Raw genomic sequence first — 14705 nt, forward strand, 5'->3', positions numbered from 1 at the left:
TATCCTGTAAAGTGTCCATAGTGGCCGTTGCCTTTCTGCTGAATCGGTTACTTTCACAAAAACGATTCTAGGCAATGGTCACTTCTATCTCAAAGTGGCTCCTGACACCAACTTTCGGCACACGATCAAATGCAAAGCAGATTGAAGCTTCCTAGTTCAAAAAAGTTAGAAAAATGGTCAAAACTTCCGGCTTTCCACGGTTCTGAACGCAAAACCCTGCTTGCTAAGGCATCAAAAAGGCAGTAAGTTTTCTGTTTGCCCAGTGTTCTCCACAATTCAAGTTAGCCATGTGGCGCTATGACCATGGAAAGCTGGAAGTTTTGACCATTTTTCTGCAAAAAAACTTCCCAAGGCCTGTAGTCCAAGCCTGTAGCCAATCGTACTAAAGAGCAGCGTGCCAAAGAATCGCACCAAATGCCGATCGCAAATGCCGATCGCGTCATCGATCGACATTGACCGCGTCACTATCGCGTCTGCTGATCGCAACACCAATCAATGCTGATCGCACCACTATCGCGCCAACTTTATTCCGAACGCAGCGCCTCTACCGGGTCTTTCCGACTGGCGCTGCTGGCAGGAATTAGACCTGCTATAAATGTAAGCGCAACGCTTATTATTACCAAAATGAAAGCGGCTTGCCATGGTAGGCTGGCTACATTTGGAACATCAAATAGCGTATACACAAGGGCGCTTACCGGTATACAACAAAGCGCAGTTATGCCCACTCCAAGCACGCCCGCAATAAGCCCCTCTATAACAGTTTCGGCATTGAATACTTGGCTTATGTTGCCTTTGCTTGCGCCAATTGCGCGCAATATACCAATTTCTTTTTTGCGCTCAAGCACGCTTATGTAGGTTATGACACCTATCATTATTGAGCTAACAATAAGACTGATAGACACAAACGCTATAAGCACATAGCTAATCATATCTATGATGGTAGTTACCGAGCTCATTAATGCGCCCACAATGTCGGTGTAGGTTATTGCTTTCGATTCCTGACCGCTTTCATTCATGCGATCGTTATAAGAATCTAGTATGTCTATAATGCCCTGCTTAGCTTCGAAATCTTTGGCAAAAATGTCTATTTCGTAAGGATTATCAATTTGTGCGTAGTTCAATTTTGCCAAATTATTATCAAATGAAGCTTCGGTGCCGCTCATCATTGACGTTATTAGTTCTGTAAGCTCTTCGTCGGTCATGTTGAATTCGAAGGCATCTTTGAAAGCTTCAGCATCTATGCTCATAGCCTGCGACATTCCCTCGGACAGCTGGTTCATTGCTCGGGTCATAGCGGTGGTCATCGCTGTACGCATTTGCGAGGAAAGCGCACTCATAACTTCGGTCATGTACTGCGTCATGTAATTATTAAGATACTCTTGCATGGCGGCTTGCTGTTCAAGCTGTTGCTGCTGCATGGCGCTGGTGTCAATTAGACCATTTGCCATCGCGTCAGAAATTATGACTTTAGCGCTGTCGCTTGCCATATATGCCTGCACTTTTTCTGGCATGGTGGTGCCGGGTAGTGTGGCTAGTTGGTTTTGGAAGTCTGTCATAAGATCGCTAACCATTTTTGCAGCAACTTCTTGGTTAATTTGCATCCCCGACATATCCATGCCAGCGTTTTCGCCATTGCTGCCGCCGCTGCCGCCGCTGCCGCTATCGCCACCGCTGCCGCCGCTGCCGCCGCTGTCGCTGCCGCTATCGCCGGGCATCTGCGAACCCATCTGGCTAAAGTCAATATTAGGTTGCGGCAAGCTGGACGAATCAAAATTAACATCAAGGTTGCTCAAATCTAGCTTCATCTTGCTTTCATCAAACTTGAATGCCGCTTGCAGCGCACCTGTGTTCACCTTGAATAAATTGCTCATATCGAAATCGGAACTTTTTTCGTCTTCTTCCGTAAACAATTTGCCGTTAAACACATCGGTATTTGGCTCTGCCAATTGGTCTTTTACTATCTGCGTTTCACCAGCTTGTTCTATCAAATGCTTAGTTAAATCTGGTGTGTAGTAAATTCCGCCAGAGTTTAGCATGGCTGAAGTGGCACCATTTTTAGGTTGCACAATGCCCGATATAACCAAATTTTCGCCGTTTTCTATAAGGCCTTTTACGTATTCGTCATCGTCTGATTTGTCTATCCAGACACCAAATTCTTCGTCATACTGGTAGTAGTCGGCTGAGCAAACTAGCTTTAATTTCAAGTTCAGGAAGTCGCTATAGGTAAATACGGCATTGTCGTTTACCTCGGTTACAACTTCTTCTTCGTTCATGAATGCGCGCACCATCTCGTCTAGCACGGCATGATCGCGCAGACCCAGTATGTACAGCAAAAAGTCGCTTACGCTGCCGTTTTCGGTAAGCACAAGCACACATTCATTGTATTTTTCGGGCCAATGACCAGCCTTTACGTCATAGCTTTCTTTAGCCATATCCATAGTGCCCATCATTTGAGCAAACATATCGGTGCTCATCATGGTTGACATCATGTTGTTTGTATACATGCTAGAGCCCATGCCCATTGAAGAGAATGTAGTGTCAGGGTTAACCTGCTGTACGCCATTTTCGGTATCTGCCAAATAGATTTGTGGCGTTACGTTGTACTTGTATTCCACATCGTTGGCAAATTCATATATGTTGCTTTCGCCGCTGTCTAGAAATTCTTTTAGCGATGCCAGATCGTTCGATCCTACACTTTCAAACATTCTGTTCATTACGTTGGCTTCGTGCACCACCGTATCGTCGCCATTTGTGCTTTTAGAATCTTCATTCGTCTCTTCGTTGACCATACCCATGCTAGATACCATCATTGATGTCATATCGAAACCGGTGCTTGTAATTTGCAACGGATAAGATGACAAGGTTTCTTCCTCTACGCTGGTTATGTAGTTGTTTACGCCGTTCGCCAATGCAAGAATGGCAGCAATTCCAATAATGCCAATGCTTCCCGCGAAAGCCGTCATTATTGTGCGGCCCTTTTTGGTCATAAGGTTGTTGAAAGAAAGCGAAAGTGCCGTTAAGAAACTCATAGATGTGCGGCGCGGCTTCTTCGCGGCTAGGCTGGCTAGTTCATCTGTTGTTGGGGCGTATGGGTCGGTATCGGCAAGAATGTGCCCGTCGGCTAAATTAACGATGCGCGTTGCGTATGTGTCAGCCAATTCCGGATTATGCGTAACCATAATTACTAGGCGGTCATTTGCTATTTCTGTTAGCAAATCCATAATCTGGATGCTGGTTTTGCTGTCTAGCGCGCCGGTAGGTTCGTCGGCTAGCAATATTTCCGGATCGTTTATTAGTGCGCGCGCTATGGCGACACGTTGCATTTGACCGCCGGATAGCTGACTTGGCTTTTTGTGAACGTGGTCGCCCAATCCTACGCGCTTTAGTGCATCTATTGCGCGATTGCGCCGCTCTTCGCGACCCACGCCGGAAAGAGTCAGCGCCAGTTCCACATTTGCAAGCACGGTTTGGTGCGGAATAAGGTTGTAACTTTGGAATACGAAACCGATGCGGTTGTTGCGGAAAGTGTCCCAATCGCGATCTTTATAGTTTTTTGTGGATATACCATCTATTATCAGATCGCCAGAGTCGTAGTGGTCTAGTCCACCAATTATGTTCAGTAAAGTTGTTTTGCCCGAACCGCTTGGTCCAAGTATGGCAGCGAATTCATTATCGCGGAAATTGATTGATACATTATCTAGTGCTACTTGTGTGAAATCACCTGTGGTGTAGGACTTGCGGATATTCTTAAGTTGAAGCATAAAAGCCTTTCGTACTTTGGTACCGAGCTGGCGTTTGTGGTTGCATTCGAAAGAGCCTAGATCAATCGTCTATCGAATTCTAGCGATTTTGGTTTGCAATAAGCTCAGCTACCAGTAGTTGCGCCAGTTGCATTGCATTTTTTAGGTTGTAATTCTACCGTAATACTGCTTTTATGCATTAAAAAAGACCGCCAAGAGACGGTCTTCATATATTCAACGTTTAATAATTTACTCGGCAGCCAGAGGGCTGGGAACGCTATATGCGCGACCGGCATACTCTTGGTTCAGCTCGAACAGCGAGTGCTTATCTTCGCCGAATAGTTCCATTTTGGTAATCATATCGCGGGCAGTGTCTTCTTCTTCCATCTGCTCATCAATAAACCACTTCAAGAACTGCATTGCGCGGTAATCTTTTACCTCTTCAGCTGCAGCATAAATGTCATTAATAAGGCTGGTGACATACTGCTCGTGCTCAAGCGCTGCCTTTAGCGGACCCATGTAGTCGGTGAAAGTTTTGTCTGGCTGAGCGATGGCGCCTAGCTTCGGCACTTGGTCGTTTTCTATCAAATACTTGCGGAAAATAAGCGCATGGTCGCGCTCTTCCTGAGCCTGAACCATATAGAAGTTCGCATAGCCGTTCAGTCCAGCATCTTCGTAATAATCGGCAAAAGACATGTACAGATAAGCCGAGTACAGTTCTTTGTTAATTTGGTCGTTAATTAGTTCGTAAACTTTTGCATCCATTCGATATTCCCTTCTATTTGATCGCTTGGTTGTGTTACATATTAGAATACCACCTAGGAGGCATTATGAATAATGAATTGATGCATACAATGTGCAGTACTGCGGAGAAGTACGGGCTGTTTTGTGCCGACTCTGCTGTTTTGCTAATGGTGTCTGGCGGCAGCGATTCTACGGCGCTGGCGTATTTGATGGCGGCGGCGCGTGCTGCGGGCAAGGTAGGGCCTGTGGCTATGCTGCACGTAAATCATAAACTGCGCGGTTGTGCTTCAGATGAGGATGCGGAATTTGTATCTGGTCTGGCTGCGCTTTTGGATATTCCGCTATTTGTGTGCGAAGTGGACGTGGCGGGTGAGGCTGCTAGGTCGGGCGACAACGTAGAGGCTGTGGCGCGGCGCGAGCGATATGCGGCTGCAAATGAGGCGCTTTCGTCAATGTGTTTGCATGAATGCGTTCCGCTTTCTGAGGGGCGCATTGTAACAGCGCATACGGCAGATGATCGCATTGAGAATTTTTATATGCGCTCTATTGTTGGCACTGGTCCCGGTGGGTTTCGAAGTATGAAGCGCAAAAACGGACCGGTTGTGCGTCCGCTTTTGAATTGCACGCGCGAACAGCTGCGCGACTATATTTGCGCGCGCAAGAATGCTGGGCTTGATGTTATGGAAGATGCTGCCGGTGCGCTTTGGCGCGAAGATGCCACCAATGCGCATACTGACCGATTTCGGGCATATGTGCGTCACAAGATTGTGCCGCAAGCCAAGGAGTGGAGCGCTGGTATGCCGCAAACTCTTACGCGCACGATGGATTTAATTGCTGATGAAGACGATATGCTAGATGCTATGGCAGACGAAATTATTGCAGAGCGTGTAGATATGGTTGAAGGTGGTGCGTTTTTTAAGTTGTTGCCTGTATTCGGCGAAGTTCGCATGCCGCTTCAGCGCAGAGTTGTGGTGAAGCTGCTGAAGCGGTTGTTGGGTGCCGACGAGCGTATCGATACTGCGTCTGTTGATGCAGTATTGGCGGCTTTTTCCGACGGCAAGCCAAAAAGTGGCTATGTCGCCAATATTCAGGGGAACTTAGCTATAAGCTCGAATAAGCGCGGGGTGCTAGTAGAGCCTATGGCTGAGTATCGCCGTCGTCGGAAGGGTTTGCTAGCTACCTAGCTCCCTAGCTACCTAGTTCACGCAGTTTTCGGGCGTGCGCCCTAGCACTACGTCGATGGCATTTTGAGTGCAGCGCCGCCGCAGCTCTACGGCAGATTCTTCCGACCAATAAGCGGCATGTGAAGTTAATACTGTATGCGGCGCTTGGCATATTGGCGATGCGGGGTCTACTGGCTCGTCTTCAAACACGTCTATACCTGCGCCCCACAACTTATCGTTAAAGAGCGCCTCTGCCAACGCATCGGTATCTATTACTGCCCCGCGCGAGGTGTTTATCACCACTGCATCTGGTTTCATAATGCCAATGTTTTGCGCGTTCAGCATGTGATGTGTTTGCGGCGCCAACGCTGTGTGGAAGCTAACCACATCGCTTTCGCGCAGTAAATTTTCAAACGTAGTGTAGGTAAATCCATCGGGCGATGTGCAATTGGGCGCGCCCGATCTATCCCACGCTATAACGCTAAATCCAAGACCGCGTGCTTTGCGGGCTACAGCTTGTCCAATATTTCCCATGCCCACCACGCCGAATGTGCGCCCATGCGCCTGCCCCAATGGGCGGTGGCGACGAAAATTCCATATGCCAGCGCGCATATCTGCATCTATTTCATTAATGCGACGCAGCACGCACATGGCAAGTGCTATTGCGTGGTCAGATACCACTTCGGTGCCGTAGTGCGGAACATTGCACACTCGCGTGCCGTTTTTAGTGGCGGCAATAACGTCTATGTTGTCTATTCCGGTGCCGGTTTTGCTAATAACTTTCAGCTGCGGAAGTGCGGCAAATACCTCTGCGGAATATTCGCCGTATGATGTAATGGCTCCATCGGCTTTGCGTAGATGCTCGATTATTTGGGTAGGGTGGCGCCCATCCGGTTCATTATATGCGCGGAAAGTTATGCCCGCGGCTTCTATCATCTGGCGTTCAAATTCTGAATCGCCGAAATCGGTATCGGTAACTACGATAGTGGGCAAAACCCCTCCTTTATTCCCGCAACTGCGCTCTTATATCTTAAGTGTTGTTGCGTATTGTTGCGCGTATTTTCTAACAGTCATGTGCTGTAGCACTTTGCCAATGGGTATAGATTGTTCTAGCACTTCTATTTGGAAGAAATGGCATAAAAATTTGGAAAAATGGTCAAAACTTCCGACTTTCCACGGTTGAACTGCCCCATGGTTGACCTGAATTGTGGAGAACACTGGGCAAACAGGGAATTCCTTGGCTTACGCAACGCGATTTAGCGCTTTCTACCATGGAAAGCCGGAAGTTTTGACCATTTGAGTCAACTTTTTTGGATATGGGAATAATTTTGCGCTTTCTGCGCAATGTCTTTCTACGCAATACGAAACTATGACAGGCTTCTTTCGGACTGTTTACGGGTGGGCTGTGCGCAACTTTAACTAGCATCGCTCTTCTATGCTGAGTTTATTGTCGGCGAACATTGAAAGGAGTGAATCATGAGTATCATCGTCTGGATTATCATCGGCGGTTTAGCCGGTTGGGCTGGAAGCGCTATTATGAAAAGCGAAGGCGGACTGTTGCGCAATATTATTGTAGGAATTATTGGCGCTTTAGTCGGCGGTTTCATTATGAGTTTCATAGGAGCCGAGGGCTTTACCGGATTCAACCTGTGGTCGTTCTTAGTGGCGCTTTTGGGTTCTGTGGTTTTCCTTGGCGTTATGGGCATCTTCACCAAGCGTGCAACTTAAATGCAGAAGGGAAATTTAATCCTTCTACATCGGGGTTGCAACTTTTATAGAGGTGCAACCCCGATGATATGTGCCATGAAATTACTCGACAACCAATTTGCGGATGTCTACTTGGCGTATGGCGTTGCCTGATACATAAGCACTTATGGTAAAAATCAGAGAAAGCGCAAGCGGTAAAAGTATGACTTGCCACCATGGAAGGGCAATTGCGAAATTCCCAACACCGAATAAACCGAATAGTTTACTAACTAACCAGCTGCCTCCGAGTGCCGTTATAGCTGTTCCCAGCGCAGACCCTGCTAGTGCAATGCTTAGGAATCGCAGCGCAAAAGAAATACGAAGCGCGCGCACGCGAAACCCTAAAGCTCGATAAATTCCTAGGTCGCCTCTCTCGCTTGTAAACATGCGGTTGCTAATTAGCGCTACGGCTACGCATGCTAATACTCCCGCGAAAGCCGCCATGGCATAACCCATAGTTATGAATAAGCTTCTGATTAGGGCTACCATATTTGTGGAACCTCTGAAAATACCGGTGTCTTCTAAGCTTATATCTTCGCCAAAGCGCGCTTCTAGCGCGGTGCGCACTTCGTCGGTTTTGTTTGGGTCTACTAATTGGTATTGGCGCGAATCTCCGCGATTGGCTTTTTCGATACTAACCAGCTGCTCTAGTCCTTCGTATGTAAGGATAGTTCCATATCCTGCATTTAGCATGGCAGAAAGAATACCCGAAACTAGATATTCCTTTTCAGCGCCGGTGCTGTCGGGCAGCATCAGTTTGTCGCCCACGCTAAGCCCCATATCTGAGGCAAGACTCATTCCGACAAGCGCCTCGTTTGTTTGTGTGGGTTTGCGTCCAGATACAACAGTAGCATCGGAAAATATGCTCATGTCTGTTAGCCCTACAAATGTACGGCTTTCACCATTTATGTTAATCATAGTAACAGCTTCTTCCCATACACGCTTTATCGGGCAAACTTCTTCTATAGCTGAATTAACGTCTTCAAAAGACAAATTGTCGTTTTCAAGCGACACAGAAAGATCGCTTTCCCACAATCCAAAAGCTTTATACACAGCATCTTGTGTGTTTAGGGCACCGCCAATTCCAAATATTAGTGTGATGAATGCGCACAGCAAAAGCGAACACGCCGCCAGACCAATATAGCTGCGTTTTTGCGCAACAATAGCGCGCCAAGCCAAAGAAGCTTCAAGCCACGAGCCGTTAATTGCGCAATTAGCGCGTGGCGAAAATCGGACATCTCCATGTCCACTGCGCAGGGCAGAAAGCGGCGATATGACCGAAAGTTTGCGCGCTTTTAGAAACACGGTAGCCATCATAAGCACCATAAGAGTTGCTAGACAAATAAGGACGGTGCTAGGGAAGCTGGCGTTTTGGGTAAGGACCCCGGTTAGCAGCATAAATGCCGACCATGTAAGAGGCTCAATTGCTATTCCTACTACGAACCCTATAACCATTCCTGCCAAGGCAGCTACCATGTATTGAAGCGCAAGTGTGCGCCGCAGAGTTTTTGCCGGCACGCCTAGTGCCTTAATAATTCCCCAGTCCACATAGCCCTCGCGTATAGATGCAGACACCGAATGCACGCATATTACAAGCGCTATCGCAAACAAAAGGCACGCAAAAACGCCAAGGATGGCTGTTGCTACATTTACTACCATAAGCGCGTATCCCGCCAAAGTCTGGCTAGAGAACAGGTTTGTTGCGCTGGCGCCCCAAGTGGTGTTTTCGCCTATGATGCGCGTTAAATCTTGACTAGTAAGTCCGCTTGCTTGTGCGGCGGGTGTCATATATACGTTTATTTCGGTTAAGGGGAAAGCGGTGTGCGCCCGCGCAAATATACTGCTTTCGCCACGGGTGGTGGCGCTGTTGAATATGTCGCTGACTTCTGCGTGCAGCGCATTGAAGGTTTCCGCTGCTAGCAAATAGCGATTGGTGTCCATAAACGGTGTTCCCATTTGCGGATCTTCGAAATACCCGGCAATTTTAAGGCGCACCTGTTTATCGCCTATGGTAAGCACAGCGAAGTCGCCTATATTCACATTTTGAAGAATGTGTATGGCGGGGGTGATATAAATTTCGTCAGCGCGCGGAGGCGTAGGGTTTGTTTTATATGCGTCGAAATTGTCTTCAAGCATTTTGTAGGAAATTCCGGTGCCCCATGCTTCGAAGATTTCAGACGATTGCGTTGTGTTGGCTACAGTTTTGCCCTGCGCATTTTCAAAGTTCACCGTAACAGAGAATGTAGGCGTTTCTAAAACACTTTCCACTTCGGGAAGCGCTTTAATGTCGTCTATGGCTTGGCTGTTTAAGTTGGTAGGGAAGTCTGTGGCAAATGCGTCTCCTGCATTCGCTTCTTGTAGAGCGGCGGTTTCCCGCGTGGTAAGGTCGGTGGACAGACACAATGTAAACGTAAGAGCGAAAGAAGCCAGCATTACTAAAATTCCCAAGCCAATGAACGTTTTCTTGTCTCGCTTTAGCCCGGCTAATACCAGTGTACGCAGAGGTTCCATATTGCGCCCCTACCATGAAAGCGACGAAAGCCAAGCGTTTGCTTGCGCTTCGCGGTCGCGCGTATACGAGATGTCGTTGCTGTGCTGTGCATCCCATGGCGGCAGATTTACTTCGCCTCGCACATCGCCATCTTCTAAGTAAAGTATGCGATTGCCGCGCATAGCGCTACGTATGTCGTGCGTCACCATAACGATTGTTTGACCTGTTGCGTTTATTTCACTTAAAAGCGCCAGCACTTCCAAGCTATTGGCGCGATTCAGTGCACCTGTGGGTTCGTCTGCAAATACGATGTCTGGTTGGTTTACCACCGCTCGTGCCACGGCGCATCGCTGTTGCTGTCCGCCCGACGACTGATTGGGAAGGTGGTTTGCCACATCGTGTAAGCCCATGCGCTCTATAAGGTTTTCAACTGCTTCTAGCGTCTTTTTAGGTGTGCGACCTTCTTTTAAGTATCCGGGTACAGCTATGTTTTCAAAAAGCGTTAAATTGCTGACCAAATTTGCTGCCTGAAAAACGAACCCGAAGTGCTGTGCCCGCAAATTAGCAAGCGCTTGTTCCTTCATGCGCACAATACTTTTTTCGCAAAACAGCACGTCTCCTGCGGTAGGCTTATCCATGCCCGATAAACAGTACAGAAGCGTCGATTTTCCCGAGCCGCTTGGTCCCATAACAGACGTGAAATCGCCTTTATATATTTTCAGGTTAATATTGCCTAATACGTGGGTTTGCACTCCGTCGGCAACGTAGCTTTTGGCTAGGTCAACTGCCTCTAATGCAATTTGTTTCATTGTATTTTTCCATTCTCTAAACTGTGCTGAAAGCTACTTTACGAAATGTAATATTAAGAAGTCATTAAGGTATGCGCCCTATACGTGAAATTGGAAAGATGGAGTGAGGGTTGCGCAGCTTCTGAACGTAACCTTTCCGACTTTACCTATAGCGCGTGCAAGATTATTCGGCGTGTGGAAGAGGAAGTTCCAAAACTATACATAGTCCGGGATTGGCGTTTTGAATCTGCATTGTTCCGTTCATGCGGTTCATAAGGTAGTTGGCTATGAATAAACCTAATCCTGCTCCAGTTTTGTCTTTTGCGTTTGCGCCGCGATAGAAACGCTGCGCAAGGAATGGGATATCTTCAGCGGCAGCACCGGTGCCAAAATCGCGCACCGTTATGCGGTAAGCGTCAGCGCTAAGCATGCCGGAAATTTCCACAGCAGACCCGGTGGCGTATTTCGCAGCGTTTACTAGTAAATTATCTACTACTTGTTTTAGTCGTTTGGAATCTATGTTTAGTGTGGCTTGATCGGCACGCACGCACGTAACGTGTACGGCTTCGGCAAAGTTGCTTGCGCACTGGTGCAGAATGGGAGCAACGGGTGTTGCCGTGCATGTTACATCTATGCGATCCATGTCGGCTAGCGCGTGTACCAACAAATCTTCTACAAGCTCTGCAGCTTCATCGCATTTTGACATTATTATGCGTTCGTAGGCTAGGCGCTCTTCGGGAGTTTGGTCTAACTGAAGCTCTAGCGCTTCGGCATAAGTACGAAGCGATGCAAGCGGGGTGCGCAAATCGTGCGAAAGCGATGCTAATGCCGTTTTATAGGCAAGTGCAGCAGCTTGTTCCTTTTCGCGCGAGCGCTTCAATTCCGCACGTAGATGATCGAACGCCCACGCGAAGCGTCCAAACGGATTAGAGCGCTCATATGCAAGAGGCGCATCTAAATTTCCATTTGCTACTTGTCCCGCGAAATCTTCCAAACGTATAAAAGGGCGAATAACGCTGAAATACATATATAAAGATAGGGCTAACACGGCGGCAATGGATGCAGCGGATAAGGTTAGAATTGCTGCGAGTATGCGAAAATCTTGTTCAGAGACAGCGCTGCGTAGAATATCTTGCGTGGACGCAAGGGCATCGTCAGCCAATTCGATACTTGCTATTGCGCTTTCGCCCGCTTCGCTTTTACCTGCATCATTTCCTGCGGCATTTGTATCTAGTAAGCTGGTGCGCACCTCGTTCAAATGCAAAATTTCTTCGCGCAATTTATTTGAACCGGAATCGCCTATACAAAACGCTGCAGCGCATATTGCGATTGCAACTATGGCAGCAATCGCAATTGCCGTATACGCAATAAGTCGCTTTTGTATTCTATTGCTCTCGTTTGTCATTGCGAATCTGTTTCCTTTGGTGCGTCAAATAGGTAGCCCTTTCCGCGGACAGTCTTAAAGAAAACGGGGTTGGCGGGATCGTCTTCTAGTTTGGCGCGAAGCCAGCTTATATGCACCGCCACAGTTTGTGCCTCTACGCTGCAGAATGCTCCCCATATCTCGCTTAACAGGGCTTCTTTTGAAAAGGCTTTATTGCAGTTACCCATCAAAAATGCGGCAAGCGCAAATTCTTTGGGCGACAGTTCAACTTGAATGCCATTTTTAAGTATCCGACCACTTGAAATATCAAGCGTGAATGGACCTATTGTTATCGGCGCCTCTGGCTCGGTAGACCTATTTTGGCTGCTGCCTCCAGTCATGGTGCCGCTATTGCGCCTCATAAGCGCTTTTATCTGAGCTAATAACTCTTTTAGGCTAAATGGTTTTGGAAGGTATACATCTCCACCTTCTTCTAACGCTTTTATGCGGGCATCCGCCTCAATGCGCGCCGAAACAAACAGCAAGGGCACACCGCTTTTGCGGCGCAGTTGTCTACATAGGGTAAATCCATCGTCGCCCGGTAAATTCACGTCTACTACCAAACAGTCAAACGTTTTGCTTTCTAGCAGCTCATAGGCTGCTTCGGCACTTACAGCCGCATGTACGCAAAATTCATTTGCTTCTAAGAAACGTTTTATTATCTTGGCTAAATCTTTATCATCTTCAACAATAAGTACACGTCGTACTCTGTTTGTTTGCGGCATTTCCATATCTCGCATTCATCTACAGTGCAAATGACACAATAAAGGGCGCATTGAATTTTGCGCTTTCATTACTTTCATTAAAAGTAAGCGCCATTATGGCATCGTTATCGTTCTTGAGCAATTTTGCCAACATCTTGGTTAAAAGGTAATAACAGCTTTTTATCAAATAGGAAATCTTGGCTGCTCTGAATTTTGGCTGCTTGAGAATGTAATTTACATTCTCATTCTTACTTCGGAGAAGCCATCTTCAACTAAACGCTTATGGAGGTGACAGAAAGGCGGCAGCTTTACAGAGAGGGAGTGTCGCAATGGATACGGCAAGCGTAAGTAGCTTTCTTGTTTCGTTAACGGGCGATATAAATAGTTTTATGTACACCTATATTTTGGTAATCCTGTTGGTGTTTACCGGGGTGTATTTCACCATTCGCACGCGGTTCGTACAGCTGCGATACATTAAAGATATGCTTACTCAGCTTTCCGAAAAGCGCGTTGACGCAGGCGGCAAAGCTATTTCGTCGTTTCAAGCCATGATGGTATCAACCGGATCGCGCGTAGGCACGGGCAATATAGCCGGTATTGCGACCGCTTTGGCTATAGGCGGTCCGGGTGCGTTGTTTTGGATGTGGGCAATGGCGCTTATTGGTGCCGCTTCGGCTTTTGTGGAGTCTACGCTTGCGCAAATCTGGAAAGTCAAAGTTGGCGATGGAGAATTTCGCGGCGGTCCGGCGTATTACATGCAGCAAGGTTTAGGCAAGAGGTGGATGGGCGTAATGTTTGCTGTCTCGCTTATAGCTTGCTATGCCATAGGTTTTAATGAGCTTCAAGCCTATAATGCGGCTTCGGCACTGGAATACTACATTCCCGATTACTCCACCAACGGCGCGGCTGTAATTATGGGCGTTGTGCTTACTGCATTAACGGCGGTTGTTATTTTTGGTGGCGCTAAGCGCATTTCAGTTATCAATTCCGTAGTTGTGCCCATTATGGCTTTGGCTTATATCGCGCTTGGCATTTGGGTAACTTTAAGCAATGTTGGTCTGCTGCCGCAGGCTTTCTCTCTGATGTTTAGTTCCGCCTTCGATTTTCAGGCTATATTTGGCGGATTTGCCGGCTCAGCGGTTATGCTGGGAATTAAGCGCGGTCTTTTCTCTAACGAGGCTGGTATGGGTTCGGCGCCTAATGCCGCTGCAACGGCATCGGTGTCGCATCCGGTGAAGCAGGGATTGGTGCAAACGCTGTCTGTTTATATTGACACTATGTTTATCTGTACCTGCTCGGCTATGTTGGTGCTGGTGTTTATGGTGCAAAACCCTCAAGCTGCGTCTGGCTTAAACGGGATGCCGTTGGTGCAAATGGCTGTCTATCAATTTGCGGGCAATATTGGCATAGCCTTCATTACGGTAGCTGTTTTTCTATTTGCTTATACCAGCCTTATCGGCAACTACTTTTACGCAGAGTCAAACTTGAAATTCATTTTCGGCGAAAAGAAACGCCTCATTTTTTGGTTTAGGATTGCTTGTTTAGTCGTAATTTTTGCAGGCTGTTTAAGCAGTTTCGATTTGGCATGGAACATAGCCGATATTCTGATGGGCATTATGTGCATCATTAATCTTGTTGGCATTTTGCTGCTGGGAAAGTGGGCTATTCGTTGTCTGGATGATTACGCGCGTCAGCGCAAAGCGGGTGTAAATCCTGTGTTTAATGTGTCGTCAATTCCGGGAATGCCTGCGTGTGAGTGCTGGAACAACACCGACAATCGGCACACAGCCGGGCGCACAACCACCGGCGAAAGTAAATTTCCAATAATGCAGCAAAATGGTGCGGCAAGTTTGGTGTCTGACGGATTGCGGGAACTTTAATTCGGAAAAATGGTCAAAACTTCCGA

At 47.4% G+C, this 14705-nt stretch carries 10 protein-coding genes; 3 read left to right on the forward strand and 7 right to left on the reverse strand.

Annotated features, from left to right (window positions below):
- Positions 1 to 524 precede the first annotated feature (524 nt).
- Both G7Y37_RS07270 and G7Y37_RS07275 read right to left on the reverse strand, forming a co-directional pair.
- A complete protein-coding gene (locus tag G7Y37_RS07270) occupies positions 525 to 3761 on the reverse strand; it encodes an ABC transporter ATP-binding protein/permease (RefSeq protein WP_165062808.1) in 3237 nt (1078 codons plus the stop codon).
- A gap of 228 nt (positions 3762 to 3989) precedes the next feature.
- Positions 3990 to 4505, reverse strand: coding sequence for a ferritin (locus tag G7Y37_RS07275; RefSeq protein ID WP_165062809.1), 516 nt, complete (start codon positions 4503 to 4505; stop codon positions 3990 to 3992).
- Between the two features lie 65 nt (positions 4506 to 4570).
- On the opposite strand from G7Y37_RS07275, the gene tilS reads away from it, so the two are divergent.
- The gene (gene tilS / locus G7Y37_RS07280) at positions 4571 to 5668 is read left to right on the forward strand and encodes a tRNA lysidine(34) synthetase TilS (protein ID WP_165062810.1); all 1098 of its coding nucleotides are present in this window, start codon (positions 4571 to 4573) and stop codon (positions 5666 to 5668) included.
- A gap of 12 nt (positions 5669 to 5680) precedes the next feature.
- Here the strand turns inward: tilS and G7Y37_RS07285 are convergent, their stop codons facing one another.
- The gene (locus tag G7Y37_RS07285) at positions 5681 to 6640 is read right to left on the reverse strand and encodes a C-terminal binding protein (protein ID WP_165062811.1); all 960 of its coding nucleotides are present in this window, start codon (positions 6638 to 6640) and stop codon (positions 5681 to 5683) included.
- 483 nt (positions 6641 to 7123) lie between these two features.
- Between G7Y37_RS07285 and G7Y37_RS07290 the strand changes: the two genes are divergently transcribed.
- Positions 7124 to 7375: a GlsB/YeaQ/YmgE family stress response membrane protein gene (locus G7Y37_RS07290; protein WP_165062812.1), complete on the forward strand. Its 252-nt coding sequence runs from the start codon at positions 7124 to 7126 to the stop codon at positions 7373 to 7375.
- 81 nt (positions 7376 to 7456) lie between these two features.
- On the opposite strand, the gene G7Y37_RS07295 is transcribed toward G7Y37_RS07290, so the two are convergent.
- The 4 genes from G7Y37_RS07295 to G7Y37_RS07310 form a co-directional block, all read right to left on the reverse strand.
- Positions 7457 to 9904: an FtsX-like permease family protein gene (locus G7Y37_RS07295; protein WP_165062813.1), complete on the reverse strand. Its 2448-nt coding sequence runs from the start codon at positions 9902 to 9904 to the stop codon at positions 7457 to 7459.
- 9 nt (positions 9905 to 9913) lie between these two features.
- The gene (locus tag G7Y37_RS07300; RefSeq protein WP_165062814.1) at positions 9914 to 10693 is read right to left on the reverse strand and encodes an ABC transporter ATP-binding protein; all 780 of its coding nucleotides are present in this window, start codon (positions 10691 to 10693) and stop codon (positions 9914 to 9916) included.
- Positions 10694 to 10856: 163 nt separating this feature from the next.
- Positions 10857 to 12077 (reverse strand): HAMP domain-containing sensor histidine kinase, encoded by a 1221-nt coding sequence (locus G7Y37_RS07305; RefSeq protein ID WP_165062815.1) that lies wholly within the window; start codon positions 12075 to 12077, stop codon positions 10857 to 10859.
- Positions 12074 to 12826: a response regulator transcription factor gene (locus G7Y37_RS07310; RefSeq protein ID WP_241156060.1), complete on the reverse strand. Its 753-nt coding sequence runs from the start codon at positions 12824 to 12826 to the stop codon at positions 12074 to 12076. Before G7Y37_RS07310 ends, G7Y37_RS07305 begins: the two co-directional genes overlap by 4 nt.
- Before the next feature lie 302 nt (positions 12827 to 13128).
- On the opposite strand from G7Y37_RS07310, the gene G7Y37_RS07315 reads away from it, so the two are divergent.
- Positions 13129 to 14679, forward strand: coding sequence for a sodium:alanine symporter family protein (locus G7Y37_RS07315; RefSeq protein WP_165062816.1), 1551 nt, complete (start codon positions 13129 to 13131; stop codon positions 14677 to 14679).
- Positions 14680 to 14705: the final 26 nt, after the last annotated feature.

The sequence above is a fragment of the Adlercreutzia sp. ZJ154 genome, from assembly GCF_011039055.1.
GTDB lineage: Bacteria > Actinomycetota > Coriobacteriia > Coriobacteriales > Eggerthellaceae > Adlercreutzia_A.